Source organism: Sphingorhabdus sp. (assembly GCF_041737645.1).
Classification (GTDB): domain Bacteria; phylum Pseudomonadota; class Alphaproteobacteria; order Sphingomonadales; family Sphingomonadaceae; genus Sphingorhabdus_B.
The window spans coordinates 39,390-56,253 of the sequence record NZ_JBGSRI010000064.1 but is presented as its reverse complement, the minus strand read 5'-3'; the positions used below and the strand labels follow the sequence as shown (position 1 = coordinate 56,253).

Below are 16,864 nucleotides of genomic sequence, written 5' to 3'. Positions count from 1 at the left end.
ATGGGGACCCCCGCGCCGGGATGGGTCGCGCCGCCCGCGCAATAAAGCCCACGGATCGCTGTCCGGCTGCCGGGCCGGAGGAAGGAGGCCGCCCACCCGTGCGAGGCCCGTCCATAAAGGGCTCCACCCGTCGCCGGGAATAATGTCGCGAACTCCGACGGCGTCACCAACCGGTGCGGTAACGGATTCTCCAACTCCAACCCGCAAGCGCTCAAGCGTGTCAGCATGTTCGATGTGCATGTCTCTCTCTCCTCGGTCGAATAAGTGTGGCGGTCGCCATTGGCGGGTGCATTGACAATGATTTGCATCCGTTCGCGGCCCTGCGGCGCAGTTTGCCCGGCGCCCCGGTCTAGCGCGCAAACATAGGCGGTTGGCGCACCGGGTGGGCTGCCTGCCTTTATCTCCCGAAATTCCCTTGGATAATCGGGTGAGAAAAAAACATTATGATGGTCGAGTGGAAAACCGCCGCTCTTGCAATTGGCAAGCCAGACCATCGCCGATAGGGATCGCGCCTGAACCGGAACCTTTCGCACGGCAGGCGTGACGGCATCACCCAATAGACCGCTCGCCAATGCGGCTGGGTCACCATTGAAGATGACTTTCTCGGTCGCAAATCGTTCGCCACTCACCAGTTCAACCGCCGTAACAGACCGGTGCCGTACATCAATCCGCGCCACAGGCGCATTATAGCGGAAAGTCACGCCTTGCGATTTGGCAAGTTTTTCGAGCGCTGTTGCCAATGCGCTCATCCCGCCTTCGATGGCCCATACACCCTGCGATTCGACATGGGCGATCAGCATCAATGTGGCGGGTGTTTGAAAGGGCGAAGATCCGCAATAGGTCGTATAGCGCCCAAAAAGCTGTAGGAGGCGCGGGTCGTCAAAATGCTCCTTGAGCACTTTCCAAAGGCTTTCATACGGGCGGATATCGATCAAGGCTTTCACCCGCCAAAGTCCGATCCGCCACATCAAACCGGGCGGATAGGTTTTGGAATCGCGCAGAAAGGGCTTGTCCAATATCTCGAAAATGCGGCCAGCCTCTTTGGTAAAGCTTCGAAAGCCGGCAGCTGCCTTGGCTCCTGCAAAATCGCCGATTGCTTCAGCGCTGCGGTCGGCGTCGGCATAGAGGTCCAGTCTCGCCTCTGGCCCCCACGCATGGCGTGCAAGCCGGTCGGCCTTGTGAAGACGGATATGATCCTCACTCCGTTCTCCGGCCGACTCGAATATGGCATCAATGACAGACCGCATCGTAAAAACTGTCGGCCCGGCGTCGATAGGTGCACCATCTACATCCACTTGGCGTACCTTGCCGCCCGGCCGGGATTCCTTTTCAAGGACGGTAACTTGCAGGCCGCGCGCCGCGAGCAAAACCGCACTGACCAGGCCGCCAATGCCTGCGCCAATAATGACGGTTGGGCTGCCATGAACGATGTTACTGCTCCCCTTTGAAAGTTCCGTTTGACCGCAGGCTAACAGAAGTCCAATCATTTAGACAAATATTTATGTCTGAAATAATCGACAATCTTACATGGAAGTCCCGATGGGTATTGCGCCGCAATGCTATTTTGGGGAGTCTTGTGTTCCAACGCTGGGCCTCGCGCACGCCAATCATCCGTATGATCGCGCGACGGCGGGCAGCGGCACAGTTCGATATGATTGCCGGTTTTGTTTATACGCAAATCCTGACCGTCTTTGTCGAAGTGGGGCTGATACCCTTTCTGCAGGGCGGATTGCGGACAGTGGAAGCGATCGTCCAATTTACAGGGTTAGAGGAAGATGCGACGGTTCGGCTATTAAAGGCCGGGCAGTCCCTTAAGATATGCGAGTCGCCCCAAGCCGGTATATGGACTTTGGGGGAAGCCGGCGCGCCGCTGTCGGCGAATGAAGGCGCGCTTGCGATGATCCGGCACCATCATTTATTATATGCCGATCTTGCAAAACCATTGGCTCTATTGGCCCAGGGGCGGCGGACCGAGACAGCATTGTCGGCCTATTGGACCTATGCGTCGAAAGATCAAAGCGACGCTGGCGCCACCGGCTATTCCGCGTTGATGGCCGCCACACAACCTATGGTTTCCCAGCAGATTCTAGATGTTTATGACTTTGCCCAACATCGCCATATGCTGGATATAGGTGGTGGATCGGGCGCCTTTTCTTCGGCCGTTGCCGTGACGGCGCGGCAACTGGAAATCGGCCTGTTCGATTTAACGGACGTAATCGCTGAGGCGGAAAAACGACTCGCAAGCGACACGTCATCGACACGCTTCACGCTGCACCCCGGTAGCTTCAAGGACACGCCGCTTCCCCATGGCTATGATTTGATGACGCTTGTCCGGATACTCCATGACCATGATGATTCGGTGTGCATTGCGCTTTTGTCCAAGATTCATGCGGCTTTGCCTGACGGAGGACGGCTTTTGATTGTCGAGCCGATGGCCGATACCCACACCGCCCAGCCTATGGGGGAAGCCTATTTTGGCATGTATTTGTGGGCAATGGGTTCGGGTCGTCCGCGCTCAGCCGCAGAGACAAAAGCGATGCTCCGCAACGCAGGCTTCAGACATATAAAAGCTGTCAAAACCGCGCTTCCCATCATAACGGGCGCGCTTGTCGCGATTAAATGACATCGAACTGTCCAAATTATTTGACAATTATTTATGTTGCGATAACTTGACACTCAACAGAGTCTCTATCCACCAGAGTGGGGAGTAGAGACCGGAGGAGGATCAGGTAGTTTTGGATAGTTTAGCCATCATTTTTGATGCACCGGGCAGTCTGGAAATGCGCAAAACCGCGCTGACCGCCATGGGTTGCGATGATGTGCTTGTTGAAATCCATTACAGCGGGATCAGCACCGGCACCGAAAAGCTATTATGGACCGGCCAGATGCCCAGCTTCCCCGGCATGGGTTATCCCCTGGTTCCCGGATATGAATCTGTCGGGCGTATCGTGGACGCCGGACCCAATCACCAGAACCGGATAGGCGAATGGGTTTTCGTTCCCGGCGCGAGTTGTTACCGCGACGCCCGCGGTCTTTTTGGTGGCGCAGCCCGTACGTTGATCGTGGCTTCTGCCCGCGCCATGCCCATCAAGGAAGACTTGGCGGAAAAGGGCATATTATACGCACTGGCGGCGACCGCTCTTCATGCGATCTGCCACGGTGAATTGCCGCAACTGATAATAGGCCATGGCATATTGGGCCGCCTTTTGGCGCGGCTCACTCTTGCCGCCGGCGCGCCCGCACCTGTTGTCTGGGACACCAATTCAGCGCGTCAAAACGGCGCGCAGGGCTATAGCGTGATCCATCCAGATTCGGATGATCGCCGCGACTATCACCACATTTACGATGTGAGCGGCGATGCCTCGTCGATCAACGCTTTCATGGGCCGATTGGCAAAGGGTGGCGAATTGGTACTGGCCGGTTTCTACAGCCAGCCCATCAGCTTTGCCTTTCCGTTGGCGTTTCAAAAAGAGGCCCGGCTGCGCGTCGCTGCCGAATGGCAACCAGAAGATCTAACGTCCGTCCACGCGCTCATCGAAACAGGTGCGTTGGATCTCGCCGGTCTAATCACCAATATTTCGCCCGCTTCAAACGCGCGCGCTGCTTACCCCGAAGCCTTTGAAAACCCCGACTGCCTGAAAATGGTACTCGATTGGAGAGAATGCGAATGACGATGCTCGACATAAATGCCCTGCGTCAGGAGGCCGCCATCGAACCCGATCCTGTCCACCAGGGCGAGGTAAAGAAGGAAACGCAGATCATAGCGATCTATGGCAAGGGTGGTTCGGGCAAAAGCTTTGCACTGTCCAACCTCAGCTACATGATGGCGCAGCAGGGCAAGCGCGTTCTGCTTATCGGATGTGACCCGAAATCCGATACGACCTCGCTGTTGTTCGGCGGGAAAAGCTGCCCTACTATTATCGAGACATCAAGCGCCAAGAAACTGGCCGGCGAAGAAGTCGGCATCGAAGATGTCTGCTTTCAACGCGACGGTGTGTTCGCCATGGAACTTGGCGGACCCGAAGTAGGCCGCGGATGCGGCGGTCGCGGGATTATCCACGGTTTCGAACTGCTCGAAAAACTCGGTTTCCACGATTGGGGTTTTGATTATGTCTTGCTCGATTTCTTGGGCGATGTTGTGTGCGGCGGCTTCGGCCTGCCTATCGCACGCGACATGTGCCAGAAGGTAATCGTTGTCGGCTCCAATGACCTGCAGTCGCTCTATGTCGCCAACAATGTCTGCAAGGCGGTGGAGTATTTCCGCAAGATGGGCGGCAATGTCGGTGTTGCAGGCATGATCATCAACAAGGATGACGGCACCGGCGAAGCACAAGCGTTCGCCAATGCGGTCGATATCCCCGTTTTGATTTCAATTCCTGCCAATGAGGATATTCGCCGCAAATCGGCCAATTACCAGATTATCGGAACGCCCGAAAGCGAGTGGGGCAGCCTGTTCGCACAGCTTGCCGAAAACGTCGCCATCGCCCCGCCGCAGCAACCCAAGCCGCTGGAACAAGACGGGCTTCTTGGCCTCTTTTCACCGGACGAAGTCGGCGGCGGCGTGCGGCTTGTCCCGGCGACGCAGGCCGATATGCGCGGGGGTACCTATGAACAGAAACCATCACTCGAAGTGATTTATGACGAGGTTTGATGCGTGACTGAACTGACCACCCCTACCGAAAAAGTGCGTGCGCCGGATCGTATTGATCTTTCTGCCGCGCCGGCGACGGGTGCAGGATGTCATGGTGGTAAGGACACCATGATCGAGGCCGCCAAAAAAGCGGGCAAGAGCGAAATTCTTGACCAATATGCCAAGGATTATCCGCTGGGCCCCCATGACCAGCCGCAATCCATGTGCCCTGCTTTCGGGTCATTGCGCGTCGGGCTGCGGATGCGGCGCACGGCAACAATCCTGTCGGGATCAGCCTGCTGCGTTTATGGCCTTACCTTTACGTCGCACTTTTACGGCGCACGCCGGAGCGTCGGTTATGTACCGTTCAGTTCGGAAACACTGGTTACCGGCAAACTGTTCGAGGATATTAAAGAGGCTGTCGAACAGATGGCCGACCCTGAAAAATATGACACCATCGTCGTCACCAATCTGTGCGTGCCGACCGCGAGCGGCGTGCCATTAAGGTTGTTGCCCGATTCCATCAATGGTGTCCGCGTGATCGGCATCGATGTGCCGGGCTTCGGCATTCCAACCCATGCCGAAGCCAAAGATGTCCTGGCTGGCGCAATGTTGAAATATGCGCGTGAAGAAGCGGAACAAGGTCCGGTCGCCGCGCCCTCGGCATTGCCCGACCGCCCGTCGGTGACCTTGCTGGGCGAAATGTTCCCGGCCGACCCCATGGGCATCGCGCATATGCTGGAACCATTGGGCCTGGCAGCAGGGCCGGTCGTACCAACCCGCGAATGGCGCGAACTTTATGCAGCGCTCGATGGCGCCGTGATCGCCGCCATCCATCCATTCTACACCGCAAGTGTCCGTGAATTTGAAGCTGCGGGTCGCAAAGTCGTTGGTTCCGCACCCGTCGGGCGCGATGGAACGGCGGCGTGGCTGAAATCAATCGGCGAAGCGACAGGCGCAAGCGCCGCGCAAATCGCGGCTGCACAAAATGCCATCCTGCCGGCGATCCAGGGTGCGCTCGCAGCCAAGCCGATAAAGGGCCGCATTACGGTTTCGGGATATGAAGGTTCGGAATTGCTGGTCGCACGATTGTTGATCGAAAGCGGTGCGGATGTGCCTTATGTGGGAACAGCCTGTCCCCAAACTAAATGGTCCGAACCCGACCGCGAATGGCTGGAGGCCAAAGGTGTCCGCGTCAAATACCGCGCCAGTCTGGAACAGGATATTGCGGCTGTCGAGGAATTCGGCCCCGATCTTGCCATTGGCACCACACCGGTTGTTCAACATGCCAAGGCCAAAGCCATTCCGGCGCTGTATTTCACCAACCTGATTTCCGCACGTCCGCTTATGGGGCCGGCAGGGGCCGGCAGTTTGGCGCAGGTCGTGAACATGGCCATTGGCAACAAGGCGCGTTTCGACAAAATGCAGGAATTTTTCGAAGGTGTGGGCGAAGGCTATGCCAGCGGTATCTGGGAAGATACCCCCACCGACCGGCCGAAGTTCAAAGCTAAATATGCCGCACAAAACGCACTGGCCGCCAAAGCGGCGGAAGCGATCGGTTCATGACCCTGATCCTCGATCATGATCGCGCAGGCGGATATTGGGGGGCGGTCTATGCTTTTACCGCCGTCAAAGGACTGCAAGTCATCATCGACGGCCCGGTGGGCTGTGAGAATTTGCCGGTGACATCGGTGTTGCATTATACCGACGGCCTTCCCCCGCACGAATTGCCTATTGTTGTAACCGGCCTGGGCGAAGAGGAGCTCGGCAAGACGGGCACAGAAGGCGCGATGCGCCGCGCCTGGCGGTCACTTGATCCTGACCTGCCTGCGGTCGTGGTGACAGGTTCGATTGCCGAAATGATCGGCGGCGGCGTGACGCCTGAAGGCACGAACATCAAACGTTTCCTGCCCCGGACCATTGACGAAGATCAATGGCAGTCGGAAGATCGGGCTTTGTCGTGGCTCTGGACCGAATTTGGCCCTAAAAAGGTCCACGCCCCTTCGGTTTTGAAAGAAGGCGAAAAGCCCAAGGTCAACATCATCGGACCGTCCTATGGCATGTTCAACATGCCATCCGATCTGGCCGAGATACGCCGGTTGATAGAAGGCATCGGTGCCGAGGTGAATATGGTGTTCCCGATGGGAACCCACTTGGCCGATATCCACAAGCTGGCGCATGCCTCCGTCAATATTTGCATGTACCGCGAATTCGGTCGCAATTTGTGCGAACTGTTGGAACGTCCTTATCTGCAGGCTCCGATTGGCCTCGATTCCACGACCAAGTTTCTGCGGCAATTAGGGGAAATGACAGGGCTTGATCCTGAACCCTTTATCGAAAAAGAAAAGCATACGACCATCAAACCTCTTTGGGATTTGTGGCGGTCGGTGACTCAGGATTTCTTCGGTACCGCCAGCTTCGGCATCGTTGCCAACGAGACTTATGCCAGAGGCATCCGTAAATTCCTCGAAGAGGATATGGGCCTGCCCTGCCATTTCGCCTTTGGCCGCAAAGCCGGTATCAAAACCGACAATCACGCGGTGCGCGATGCGATTGCAGACAATCCGCCGCTTGTTGTTTTCGGCAGCTATAACGAACGCATGTATATGGCCGAATGTGGTGCGCGGGGCATTTTTATTCCGGCGTCTTTCCCCGGCGCGGCGATCCGTCGCCATACAGGAACACCCTATATGGGGTATTCCGGCGCGACCTATTTGATCCAGGAAGTATGCAATGCGTTGTTTGACGCGCTGTTTCATATCCTGCCGCTGTCCACCCAGATGGATGCCGGCGCAGCTACCCCTGCCCGCCGTGAGGCCGCGTTGCGTTGGGATCGCGACGCGAAAGAAAAACTGGATGCAATCGTCGAAGCCCAACCTGTCCTTGTGCGTATTTCCGCTGCAAAGAATTTGCGCGACGCCGCCGAACGCGGCGCACGCCATGCAGGCGAAAGCCATGTTTCCGCCGACCGGCTTGCGGCGGCTATGCTTGAAGGAGTCGGCGTATGATCCGCTCCACTAATTCGTCCGGTCCAGACCGGATGTCCGAAACCTTGGCAGCGTCAGGTGCTGCAAGGAAACCGCCCGGGAGAGGTGCGTGGTGCAGCTCGATTGGGGCTAATATGGAGAAGGGAATATGAGCGATAACGAACGCTTTGGCCCGGGGGCATATCTTACCCCGGAAGAAGCCAAGGAATTTCACAAAATCTTTGTGAGCAGCTTCATCATTTTCACCATTATCGCGATTGTCGCGCATATATTGGTGTGGATGTGGCGGCCGTGGTTCCCCAGCGTCAATGGCTATGCCATGCTGGAAGATACCATGCAGCTTGCAAGCGCAACAATAACAACATTTTTAGCATAAGGAGGCGGTCCCATGTGGAGACTCTGGTTAATCTTCGATCCGCGCAGGACGCTTGTTGCATTAGCAACATTCTTGTTTGTTTTAGCGCTGCTGATCCACTTCATTCTGTTGAGCACTGATCGCTTCAACTGGATTGAAGGACCGGCTGTTGCCGCCGTTGCGGCTGCACCGGCTGCGGCACCTGCACCTGCTCCGGCGGCTGCAGCTCCGGCTAACTGACCTGAACCTTAAGCCCCAATAGGCTCGTGACGCGAATGCGTCGCGAGCCTCGCGGGACTGAAGTATCTAAATCGGGTTGTCTGCCGTCACATTGGTTCGACACATGAGTCTGCCGGGTGGGCAGTAGGGGATGTGCTATGTCGCTGTTGAGTTTTGAAAGAAAATACCGTGTTCGCGGAGGTACCCTAATCGGCGGGGACCTGTTCGATTTTTGGATCGGACCTTTCTATGTCGGATTTTTCGGGGTAATTTCGGCGATATGTGCGATATTGGGGACGGCGTTGATCTTTTACGCCGCTTCTTTAGGGCCCACGTGGAACCCGTGGCTCATCTCTATCAATCCGCCCGACGTCAAATATGGCCTTGGACTTGCCCCTTTGAAAGAAGGCGGGTTTTGGCAAATTATTACAATGTGCGCGATCGGTGCCTTCGTATCCTGGGCATTACGGGAAGTGGAAATATGCCGAAAGCTGGGCATGGGTTACCATGTCCCCATCGCCTTCGGCTTTGCTATTTTGGCCTATGTAACTTTGGTCGTTTTCCGTCCGTTTCTGCTTGGTGCGTGGGGCTATGGCTTTCCTTACGGAATTTTCAGCCACCTCGACTGGGTATCAAACACCGGATATCAATATGTGAATTTCCATTATAATCCGGCGCATATGATTGCGGTGTCGTTCTTCTTTACGACCTGCTTTGCACTGGCCCTGCACGGCGCACTGATACTTTCCGCAGTGAACCCCATGAAGGGCGAAAATGTCAAAACGCCGGAATATGAAGATACGTTTTTCCGGGATTTTATCGGCTATTCCGTCGGGACAATCGGCATCCACCGGTTGGGATTGTTCCTCGCACTCAATGCCGGTTTCTGGAGCGCGGTTTGCATCATTATCGCCGGACCTCTCTATGCGGGCGGTTGGCCCGAATGGTGGGAATGGTGGCGCAACATACCGATCTGGTCTTAAGTGAGAGGGTAAAGAAATGGCACGTTATCAAAACATATTTACCCAGGTGCAACTGGTGCACTCCCCTGAAATGGGAATGCCTTTGCCAGCCAGGGATGAACCCCGCATCGCCATGACCGGTGCAAGCTATTGGATGGGGAAATTCGGACAGGCGCAGATCGGTCCGATCTATCTTGGCTGGCTTGGTCTTGCTTCTTTGCTCTTCGGATTTTTTGCGATTGAAATTATCGGGTTTAACATGGCAGCGTCCGTAAACTGGGATCCTGTTGAATTTGTCCGCCAGTTCTTCTGGTTGACCCTGAACCCTCCAGGCCCAGAGCATGGTTTTTCGCCCTTCGTGCCCCTTAAAGAAGGTGGCTGGTGGATATTGGCAGGGTTCTTCCTGACCCTTTCCATCATTTTATGGTGGGTTCGCGGATATCGCCGCGCACGGGCATTGGGAATGGGAACGCATGTATCCTGGGCATTTGCCGCCGCAATCTGGCTTTATCTGGTTCTCGGCTTCATCCGTCCCTTTTTCATGGGTCAATGGTCAGAAGCAGTCCCCTTCGGTATCTTCTCGCATCTGGAATGGACCAACAATTTCTCGCTGCAATATGGCAATCTGTTTTACAATCCATTCCACGCACTTTCGATTGTGTTCCTATATGGTTCGGCCTTGTTATTTGCGATGCACGGCGCGACCATACTTGCGGTGGGCCGTTACGGCGGTGAGCGCGAATTGGAACAAATTACCGACCGGGGTACCGCCTCGGAACGTGCGGCGCTGTTCTGGAGATGGACGATGGGCTTCAATGCAACGATGGAATCTATCCACCGTTGGGCCTGGTGGTTTGCAGTGCTTTGTCCACTCACGGGCGGCATTGGTATATTGCTGACCGGTACCGTGGTCGACAATTGGTACCTGTGGGCCATCGAGCATGGATACGCCCCTGAATATTGATACAGTAAAATAAGCGCATCAAGAAAAACCCGGCCCCAACCTGTGGCCGGGTTTTTTATGTGCCCATGCGGCGCAGATGCAGATCGTAAAGATGCACCGGAAAAGCGAGCGCCAACGGTATCGAGATATATGGCCAATCCATGCCGGTCAAAGCCGCCCGCAACGCTATCATCATAAGAACGGCCGGCATTAACGCCGAAAAGATGGCGACCAATCCGTTACCTTTTTTCTTAAGCCAGATCGCTTCAGCCAACAGGACGATCAGCACGACGTCCACTGCGCGGCCACTGGCGAAAAATTGATCCATCAGCCAAAGGGGCCGTTTAGTTGCACCAACTGATAATTCAACACGCCTGCTATGGTTACCCAAATGAGATACGGCACCAGAAGCAGCGCTGACCATCGGGAAAAGCGGCCACAAAAAACGATCAGCACCAAAACCGAAAGCCAAAGCGCGACCAGTTCATAAAGCGCAATGTCCGGACGCTGCATACGAAAGAAGATGAAACTCCAACCGAGATTCAAAAATCCATTCAGCGCAAAAAGGCCCAGGCTGATTTCAGTCTCGCGGCGTGTCGGGGCCTTTTCCCAGGCCAGCACGCCAGAAACGGCAATCATCGCGAATATTGCGGTCCAGATCACGCCGAACATATAATCAGGCGGCGCCCACCCCGGCTGCTCCAGTGAATAATACCAGCTATCCAGTACCGTTATTGTCCCACCCACGATTGAGGTGACCAATGCCAATGAACCCGCGATAACAAGGGGGAAAAACCCGGCTCTGGTCATGGATCAGCATTACCTTTCTACGGTCTTCAATCCCAACAAATGGCCCAAATCCTTGAAGAAGATCCGGAAATGCGCCATCGGATCGCGCCTTACAAGTTGTTTGTTCATGTAAGCTTCCCATGTCAAGCGCTGCACATCCGGGTCCTCGCACATCTTGACGAAGCGTTCACGGCGCTTGTCGTTTTTGTACCAGAAATATTGCATGATACCCAATATCCAGAAAACCCGGCCATGCGCTTTCATAAAGGATTTTCGCGCCAATCGCAGCGCACGCGCATCGCCACTTTTAAGGAATGCCGAAACCGCATCCGCCCCCATTCGCCCGGCAGTCATGGCGTAATAAATTCCTTCGCCCGACGATGGCGCAACGACCCCGGCTGCGTCACCGGTGACAACGACATTCTTGCCATTATCCCAGCGCTTCAGCGGCTTTAGCGGAATTGGCGCGCCTTCTTTTCTGATTGTTTTCCAGTGCGACAGCCCGGTTTGCTCGCGCATCAGTCTGGTTGTTTCGCGCAACGGAAAGCCCTTGTCCGCGCTGCCAAGTCCGATGCTCGCCGTTTTGCCGTGCGGGAAAATCCATGCATAGAAATCGGGCGACAAATGCCCCTGATAATAAACGTCGCACCGGGTGGCATCGTAATCTTCGGTGACTTCGTCCGGCACTTCGACCACTTCATGGTAAGCGAAAACAAACGGCACATGGCTCGCATTTTTTATGCACTGACGCGCGACGTTGGACCGTGCGCCGTCTGCACCAATGACGGCACGCGCCGTGACATTTTGTAATATTGCATTACGGTCGGCACGGTAAGATAATGTGACGAATTCAGCGCTGTCATCAACCGTTTCGCAAATCCCGGTACGGCGTGTCGCGCCTGCTGTCGCCGCCCTGTCGCGAAGCCATTCGTCGAAACTGTCGCGGTCGACCATACCGACGAAGCCATCGCCTACCGGCATCACCACTTTTTTGTTGGACGGCGAAATAATGCGCGCCGATTTCGCGTGGGCCACCAAAAGGGTTTGCGGGATATCAAAATCCTTGAGTAGCCTGGGTGGTACCGCACCACCGCACGGCTTGACCCGCCCCGCCCTGTCGAGCAGCATTACGCTATAGCCGTTGCTGGCCAAATCATGTGCAGCGGTCGCGCCTGAAGGCCCGCCGCCCACCACAATGACATCATAATCCGGTTGAAACATCACAATTGCACCGCCTTTCCAATTGGTTTTTGACGATGCATCGCTGTGCCGGTCGCAACGAGCGCCGCCATTAGAAACATCGCCGCTTCGATTGCGAATACGGTTTGAAACGCAATGTTGTCTCGTCCCATAATATTGCGGAGCTGGTCGACAATGACTGCGCCCAACAATCCGCCGGCCCCAAATGCAATTGCCTGAGACGCACCCCAAACGCCCATCCGCGCACCTTCGCCCGAATTTTGTCCGTCGCTGGCAAGCCCGAGCATCGCCCCGACCGCAGCGACAGCAAACACACCATTGGCCAATCCAAGGCCAAAGACATTGGCGTTTAACGGCCATGCCTGCCCCATCGAAGCCGCCACTGATAATCCGGCCAGCATCAGCGCAGACCCAATACAGCCAACCACAATCCAAAGCTTGTGGTTTTCACCAAACCGCTTTGTATAAACACTACCGCCTAAACCAGCGATCAGCATACCAAGCAAAATTCCGCTGTGCTGAACCCCTGCCAGTTGTGTTGATTGTCCCGGAGTCATTTGGAAAACAAATCCGGCAAACGGTTCAAGAATGAGGTCTTGCATACTGTAAGCCAACATCGAAATGAACACAAAATAAGTGAACCGGCGGGCTTGTTTGTCGTGCCAGATATCGGACAAGACATCATTGAAGCTCGCGTTTTTTACAGACAGTTTTCGATGGGCGACAGGCTGGCTATTTTTTTCCAGCCCCCGCAGTGCTACCATTGCAAGGCAAAATGCCGTGAGAACAACGACGCTTGCAACAATTGCCAGACGCGCCTCGCTAAAGGGATCAAGATACGCACCCGAAACACCGGCCGCGACAACAATACCGGCAACCATCATGGTCCAGCTGATCGCCGCGGCGGCTGGCTTGCGCTCCAACGATACACGTGATGCCAATAACGCAAGTAATGCCGTGCCCGACATTCCCACGCCGAGGCCGATCAATGCAAAGCCGACAACCGCCAGAATTATCGGGAAAATACCTTGCCCAGACATCATAATGGTCGCGTCCACACTGAGCAAAGTGCCCAGCGCCAATATGCCCAAACCGGCTATGATCCACGAGCTACGGTGTTCTGATTGATCCGAATTATGACCCCAAAATGGTCGTGAAAGCTGCACGGCATAATGCCAGGCAACCAATCCGGCCGGAACAGCGGCAGCAATTGCATATTCAACGACCATCACGCGGTTTAACAATGATGTCGCCAACATGACTATCGCGCCAATTGCCGCTTGGACGGTCCCCAGCCGGACGATACCAAACCAACCTATGCCGTGTGAAATCGGACTGACTTGAATCATAAATAGCCTCCAATACCCAGCGCAGCGGCGAGCATTCCAAACACATAAAGCGACACGCCTGTGGCATTGTACCAGGGAGCATGCTTTGCAGGGTCGCGAACCCAGCGTGCCATCAATCCAATTTGGATGGATGTGAACACGCCGACAATAATGGCGGACGAAAACAATCCGTGCTGAAACAAAATGCCGATGACCGCGAATTGGGCAAATGCCATGACCGCGCATGCAAACAGCGCAGCCCCGCGAACGCCCATCGTGACCGGCAAAGAACGAAGTCCTGTGTCCCTGTCACCTTCTATGGCCTTGAAATCATTCATGGTCATAATGCCATGCGCCCCAAGGCTATAAAAAAGTAAAATCAACAGGTTGATAGATGAAGGTATCCCGCCCATCATGACGCTGGCACCTGTAAACCAGGACAGGCCTTCGTAGCTCAAGGCGCAAACCAATGGCCCGGCCCATCCATTACGCTTCAGGCGCAAAGGGGCCGAACTATAGGCCCAGCCCGAAAAGAGAGCGATGCATGTGGCCAAAAGTACCCATGGTCCCAAAGCGAATGCAAAAGCCAGCGAGATAGCCGCTCCGGCTAACGCAATCCAGACTGGCCAACGACCCGACACCCGCCCCGACGGAATAGGCCGGTCAGGTTCATTGATGGCATCGACATGACGGTCGCAATAATCGTTTATGACTTGGCTTGTCCCACACACGAGCGGGCCGGTCAGCAGTATTCCGGCGACCAGAAACATCCAATTTTCGGAAATCGAAACCCCGGAAGATACCACCCCGCACATGAACGCCCACATCGGGGGAAACCAGGTGATCGGCTTTGTCAATTCCAGCACATCCCGCGCCGCAGGTACGCGTTCAAATTGATTGGGAATTGTAGAATCTGCCATTGGCAAAAACTATGTCAGATACTCTTGGCTGTCAAATAAATTGGACATAATATTTGTCCATTTTTTTTGATAAAAAACCGGCGCGGCTAATCTTTGCCGAGTAAATTTCCAAGCCCGTGGCGGTGCAATTTCGAATACAGGCTTTGACGGCTAAGGCCCAAAATTTCGGCGGCCGATGCCCTATTGTCCGAAGTATGGACCAACGCCGCTTCGATGCACATTCTTTCGATCAGGTCAGTACTTTCACGCACAATTTCTTTCAGCGGTTTTCGGCCAACAAGCTCGGTTAACTGTTCCACCGAACGCGGATAATTTCCTGTCGATTGTGGAAGATCCCGCTCACGCCGGCCAATGCCGCGAACCGAATAGCCAAACAATGGCTGCTCACGCTCGATCAGGATGGCGGATATTTCTACGGGTTCTTCACCACCATTCAAATCGTTCACGACCGAACTGAAATTGCGAACATTTTGATGATCTTTAAGTTGCTTTTTCAACAGGCCCAGATCAACGTCGGGACGACCGATGAAGCGGTTAAGCGAAACACCCAAAAGCTGTTCGACAGAACCCGCCTGCACCAATTCCGCAAAAGCGCGGTTGGCGACGATAATTGATTGCTTTTCGTCGGTCAGGACAAAGGCGTCCGGCATTTTTTCGACAACGTCGAGCACATATTTGTCCGACTGTTTTCCGGGGACTTCGTGCAAGCCGTCGTCAATATTGACCAGCCAATATTGCTTGCCGGATTGGCGGAAGGTGGACGCGGCCAATTTGACAAGCCCGGAACGCCCGGCAAGACGGACGCTAAGCGGGCTAATCGCGCTGTTGACGGCAACTGAGGCAATATAAGATAATAGGGCATCGCGATATTCAATATCGACCAGGCTCGAAAAAGCCTTGCCATCCAATGCACCGGGCGCAACCCCCATCAAGGCATGGCATGCCCGGTTGGCCTGTTGAATTACATGACCTTCAGCGTCCGCAATCAGCACCGGATAGGAAATATTATCAAACAAAAGCCGGTATCGGGTTTCAGTTTGACGCAAATGCAGATAATCACGCTCCATGGACTGCTGCGTCTTAAGCAGACGCTGTTGAAGAACGGAAATTGATCGAAGATCACGGCCAATAGCTATATGCCAATGGCTATTTTCGGGTTTTATAACTTTGTAATTAACGGGAATATCATCGCCGTCGTGGGAATGATTTACCTGTCGCCAATTGTTGGACGATGGTTGATCTCCATTTAACAATTGTTCGATTTTTGCCTTGCTATCGACGGTTACGGTGTCGGCCCATTTTTGGCCTATCCACTGACTTGCAAAGGCGTGGTCACGAACATTTACCGAAATATCGCGCACGATTTTATTTTCATCGATGGCGAGCATAAAATCGCCGGCGCAATAAGCCAGATTCAAAATATCAGCTTTGCTGAACCCTTCGAACATGGCCTCAGGGTCGCTAAAAGGTATTTGATCACCGTTTGTTGATTCAAGGTTCATTAGAAGAACCAGTTCCTTATATCAGGTTTTCGAAACATTCGAAATTAATCGGAACCAATCGATCACCCAATGCAACAGCCGATACCGCATCAATCGCGGTCGCATCTGCCCCACATTGTTCAACCAGATCGGGTTGCTCATTAATGACCGGTCCGCCGATCAAAACTTTGATATGCGGATTAGACGAGACAGATCTGAACGTGTTGACCAAACCTGACAGCGTGCCCTTAGTGCAGTCAATACTAACGGTCAATCCAATCAGATCGTAATGGCGATTGGCAAATTTTCCGGTCAGTTCCGACTGCGTGGGTTGAATCAACACATCAACATCCCAGCCGGCCCGCTGAAAACATTCTGCGACCATCAACGTCCCAAAACTATGCTGTGAACCAGGCATCGGAGAAAACAACGCAGAGCGTTTTCCATATCCCGGCCGCGATACCGGCGGAATACGCACAGTCAGTTCGCGCAATATTTCCTGAATGCGCCACAGACCCATTGTGACACCCACAAAATCTTCGCCATCCTCTTCCCAAAATTCGCCAAGACGCCGGGCAGCAGGTGCCAGCAAATCAACATAAATCGTTTCGACCGAGCTTCCGGTTTCAAGGCGCTGGTCAACAAAATCAAGCAGGGCATGGGCTTCGCCGCTGATCGACAAACGGGTGAATGCTTCCACGTCATTTTCAGTGATCGCGCGCTTGCGAACTGTATCGCCTACGGGCGACAAACTAGGCAAATGTAACCAATTATCATTCTTGCCCTGATCGGCGATCAGCTTTGGAATGACCAGATTTTCCAAAAGAATGGACAGATCATATCCAGTGTCGTCACGATCCGGAACCTTGCCAATATCTTGCCCGATATCGTTGCTGGATACGTTCGTCGGCCGCGGGGTTTTTCGGAATCCACGCCAGTCATCAATCTTGGATTTTAATCCCGAAATTCCAAACATAGTGGCCATAGTGCAGACTCTCCCAAAGCCTGGTCGGCGTGGCATTACGTCGGCCTCATGGATGACTCTGCCAC

Annotated in this window: 17 protein-coding genes; 9 read left to right on the top strand and 8 right to left on the bottom strand. The window is 54.4% G+C overall.

Going from position 1 to position 16,864, the window contains the following annotated elements:
* Nucleotides 1-1,487 (bottom strand): 1-hydroxycarotenoid 3,4-desaturase CrtD (gene crtD / locus ACEW72_RS12365; RefSeq protein WP_373476688.1); only part of this gene is annotated, 1,487 nt, incomplete at its 3' end.
* A gap of 14 nt (nt 1,488-1,501) precedes the next feature.
* Between crtD and ACEW72_RS12360 the strand changes: the two genes are divergently transcribed.
* From ACEW72_RS12360 to pufM, 9 genes are all read left to right on the top strand, one after another.
* Complete coding sequence (locus tag ACEW72_RS12360) at nt 1,502-2,623, top strand: methyltransferase (protein WP_373476687.1); 1,122 nt, start codon at nt 1,502-1,504, stop codon at nt 2,621-2,623.
* Nucleotides 2,624-2,735: 112 nt separating this feature from the next.
* On the top strand, nt 2,736-3,671 hold the full coding sequence (gene bchC, locus ACEW72_RS12355; RefSeq protein ID WP_373476686.1) for a chlorophyll synthesis pathway protein BchC: 936 nt from the start codon (nt 2,736-2,738) through the stop codon (nt 3,669-3,671).
* The gene (locus ACEW72_RS12350) at nt 3,668-4,651 is read left to right on the top strand and encodes a chlorophyllide a reductase iron protein subunit X (protein WP_373476685.1); all 984 of its coding nucleotides are present in this window, start codon (nt 3,668-3,670) and stop codon (nt 4,649-4,651) included. Before bchC ends, ACEW72_RS12350 begins: the two co-directional genes overlap by 4 nt.
* 108 nt (nt 4,652-4,759) lie before the next feature.
* Nucleotides 4,760-6,196, top strand: coding sequence for a chlorophyllide a reductase subunit Y (bchY, locus tag ACEW72_RS12345; protein WP_373476695.1), 1,437 nt, complete (start codon nt 4,760-4,762; stop codon nt 6,194-6,196).
* Complete coding sequence (gene bchZ / locus ACEW72_RS12340) at nt 6,193-7,638, top strand: chlorophyllide a reductase subunit Z (RefSeq protein ID WP_373476684.1); 1,446 nt, start codon at nt 6,193-6,195, stop codon at nt 7,636-7,638. The genes bchY and bchZ overlap by 4 nt, the downstream gene beginning before the upstream one ends.
* A 127-nt stretch (nt 7,639-7,765) precedes the next feature.
* Nucleotides 7,766-7,993 (top strand): light-harvesting antenna LH1, beta subunit, encoded by a 228-nt coding sequence (pufB, locus tag ACEW72_RS12335; RefSeq protein WP_373476683.1) that lies wholly within the window; start codon nt 7,766-7,768, stop codon nt 7,991-7,993.
* A gap of 12 nt (nt 7,994-8,005) precedes the next feature.
* Nucleotides 8,006-8,212, top strand: coding sequence for a light-harvesting antenna LH1, alpha subunit (gene pufA / locus ACEW72_RS12330; RefSeq protein WP_373476682.1), 207 nt, complete (start codon nt 8,006-8,008; stop codon nt 8,210-8,212).
* Between the two features lie 137 nt (nt 8,213-8,349).
* Nucleotides 8,350-9,174 (top strand): photosynthetic reaction center subunit L, encoded by an 825-nt coding sequence (pufL, locus tag ACEW72_RS12325; protein ID WP_373476681.1) that lies wholly within the window; start codon nt 8,350-8,352, stop codon nt 9,172-9,174.
* 16 nt (nt 9,175-9,190) lie between these two features.
* Nucleotides 9,191-10,117 carry a photosynthetic reaction center subunit M gene (gene pufM, locus ACEW72_RS12320; protein ID WP_373476680.1) on the top strand — a complete coding sequence of 309 codons (927 nt, stop codon included), beginning with the start codon at nt 9,191-9,193 and terminating at the stop codon, nt 10,115-10,117.
* Nucleotides 10,118-10,172: 55 nt separating this feature from the next.
* Here pufM and ACEW72_RS12315 read toward each other — a convergent pair whose 3' ends face one another.
* From ACEW72_RS12315 to ACEW72_RS12285, 7 genes are all read right to left on the bottom strand, one after another.
* Entirely contained in the window at nt 10,173-10,424 is a 252-nt protein-coding gene (locus ACEW72_RS12315) for a hypothetical protein (protein ID WP_373476679.1), read from the bottom strand.
* On the bottom strand, nt 10,424-10,906 hold the full coding sequence (locus tag ACEW72_RS12310) for a TspO/MBR family protein (protein WP_373476678.1): 483 nt from the start codon (nt 10,904-10,906) through the stop codon (nt 10,424-10,426). The genes ACEW72_RS12315 and ACEW72_RS12310 overlap by 1 nt, the downstream gene beginning before the upstream one ends.
* Nucleotides 10,907-10,915: 9 nt before the next feature.
* Complete coding sequence (locus ACEW72_RS12305) at nt 10,916-12,106, bottom strand: geranylgeranyl diphosphate reductase (protein WP_373476694.1); 1,191 nt, start codon at nt 12,104-12,106, stop codon at nt 10,916-10,918.
* Complete coding sequence (locus ACEW72_RS12300; RefSeq protein WP_373476677.1) at nt 12,106-13,434, bottom strand: BCD family MFS transporter; 1,329 nt, start codon at nt 13,432-13,434, stop codon at nt 12,106-12,108. Before ACEW72_RS12300 ends, ACEW72_RS12305 begins: the two co-directional genes overlap by 1 nt.
* The gene (gene chlG / locus ACEW72_RS12295; RefSeq protein WP_373476676.1) at nt 13,431-14,333 is read right to left on the bottom strand and encodes a chlorophyll synthase ChlG; all 903 of its coding nucleotides are present in this window, start codon (nt 14,331-14,333) and stop codon (nt 13,431-13,433) included. Before chlG ends, ACEW72_RS12300 begins: the two co-directional genes overlap by 4 nt.
* 86 nt (nt 14,334-14,419) lie before the next feature.
* Entirely contained in the window at nt 14,420-15,835 is a 1,416-nt protein-coding gene (ppsR, locus tag ACEW72_RS12290; RefSeq protein WP_373476675.1) for a transcriptional regulator PpsR, read from the bottom strand.
* Between the two features lie 16 nt (nt 15,836-15,851).
* Nucleotides 15,852-16,799, bottom strand: a complete 948-nt coding sequence (locus ACEW72_RS12285) for a B12-binding domain-containing protein (protein WP_373476674.1) — start codon at nt 16,797-16,799, stop codon at nt 15,852-15,854.
* Nucleotides 16,800-16,864 lie beyond the last annotated feature (65 nt).

What these genes read in the sequence shown, in the direction of transcription:
- ACEW72_RS12315 (WP_373476679.1), bottom strand. Translation starts at nt 10,424, where the DNA reads ATGGATCAATTTTTCGCCAGTGGCCGCGCAGTGGACGTCGTGCTGATC.
- ACEW72_RS12305 (WP_373476694.1), bottom strand. Translation starts at nt 12,106, where the DNA reads ATGTTTCAACCGGATTATGATGTCATTGTGGTGGGCGGCGGGCCTTCA.
- ppsR (WP_373476675.1), bottom strand. Translation starts at nt 15,835, where the DNA reads ATGAACCTTGAATCAACAAACGGTGATCAAATACCTTTTAGCGACCCT.
- ACEW72_RS12285 (WP_373476674.1), bottom strand. Translation starts at nt 16,799, where the DNA reads ATGGCCACTATGTTTGGAATTTCGGGATTAAAATCCAAGATTGATGAC.
- ACEW72_RS12300 (WP_373476677.1), bottom strand. Translation starts at nt 13,434, where the DNA reads ATGATTCAAGTCAGTCCGATTTCACACGGCATAGGTTGGTTTGGTATC.
- pufA (WP_373476682.1), top strand. Translation starts at nt 8,006, where the DNA reads ATGTGGAGACTCTGGTTAATCTTCGATCCGCGCAGGACGCTTGTTGCA.
- chlG (WP_373476676.1), bottom strand. Translation starts at nt 14,333, where the DNA reads ATGGCAGATTCTACAATTCCCAATCAATTTGAACGCGTACCTGCGGCG.
- pufM (WP_373476680.1), top strand. Translation starts at nt 9,191, where the DNA reads ATGGCACGTTATCAAAACATATTTACCCAGGTGCAACTGGTGCACTCC.
- ACEW72_RS12310 (WP_373476678.1), bottom strand. Translation starts at nt 10,906, where the DNA reads ATGACCAGAGCCGGGTTTTTCCCCCTTGTTATCGCGGGTTCATTGGCA.
- pufB (WP_373476683.1), top strand. Translation starts at nt 7,766, where the DNA reads ATGAGCGATAACGAACGCTTTGGCCCGGGGGCATATCTTACCCCGGAA.
- pufL (WP_373476681.1), top strand. Translation starts at nt 8,350, where the DNA reads ATGTCGCTGTTGAGTTTTGAAAGAAAATACCGTGTTCGCGGAGGTACC.
- ACEW72_RS12350 (WP_373476685.1), top strand. Translation starts at nt 3,668, where the DNA reads ATGACGATGCTCGACATAAATGCCCTGCGTCAGGAGGCCGCCATCGAA.
- bchZ (WP_373476684.1), top strand. Translation starts at nt 6,193, where the DNA reads ATGACCCTGATCCTCGATCATGATCGCGCAGGCGGATATTGGGGGGCG.
- ACEW72_RS12360 (WP_373476687.1), top strand. Translation starts at nt 1,502, where the DNA reads ATGTCTGAAATAATCGACAATCTTACATGGAAGTCCCGATGGGTATTG.
- bchY (WP_373476695.1), top strand. Translation starts at nt 4,760, where the DNA reads ATGATCGAGGCCGCCAAAAAAGCGGGCAAGAGCGAAATTCTTGACCAA.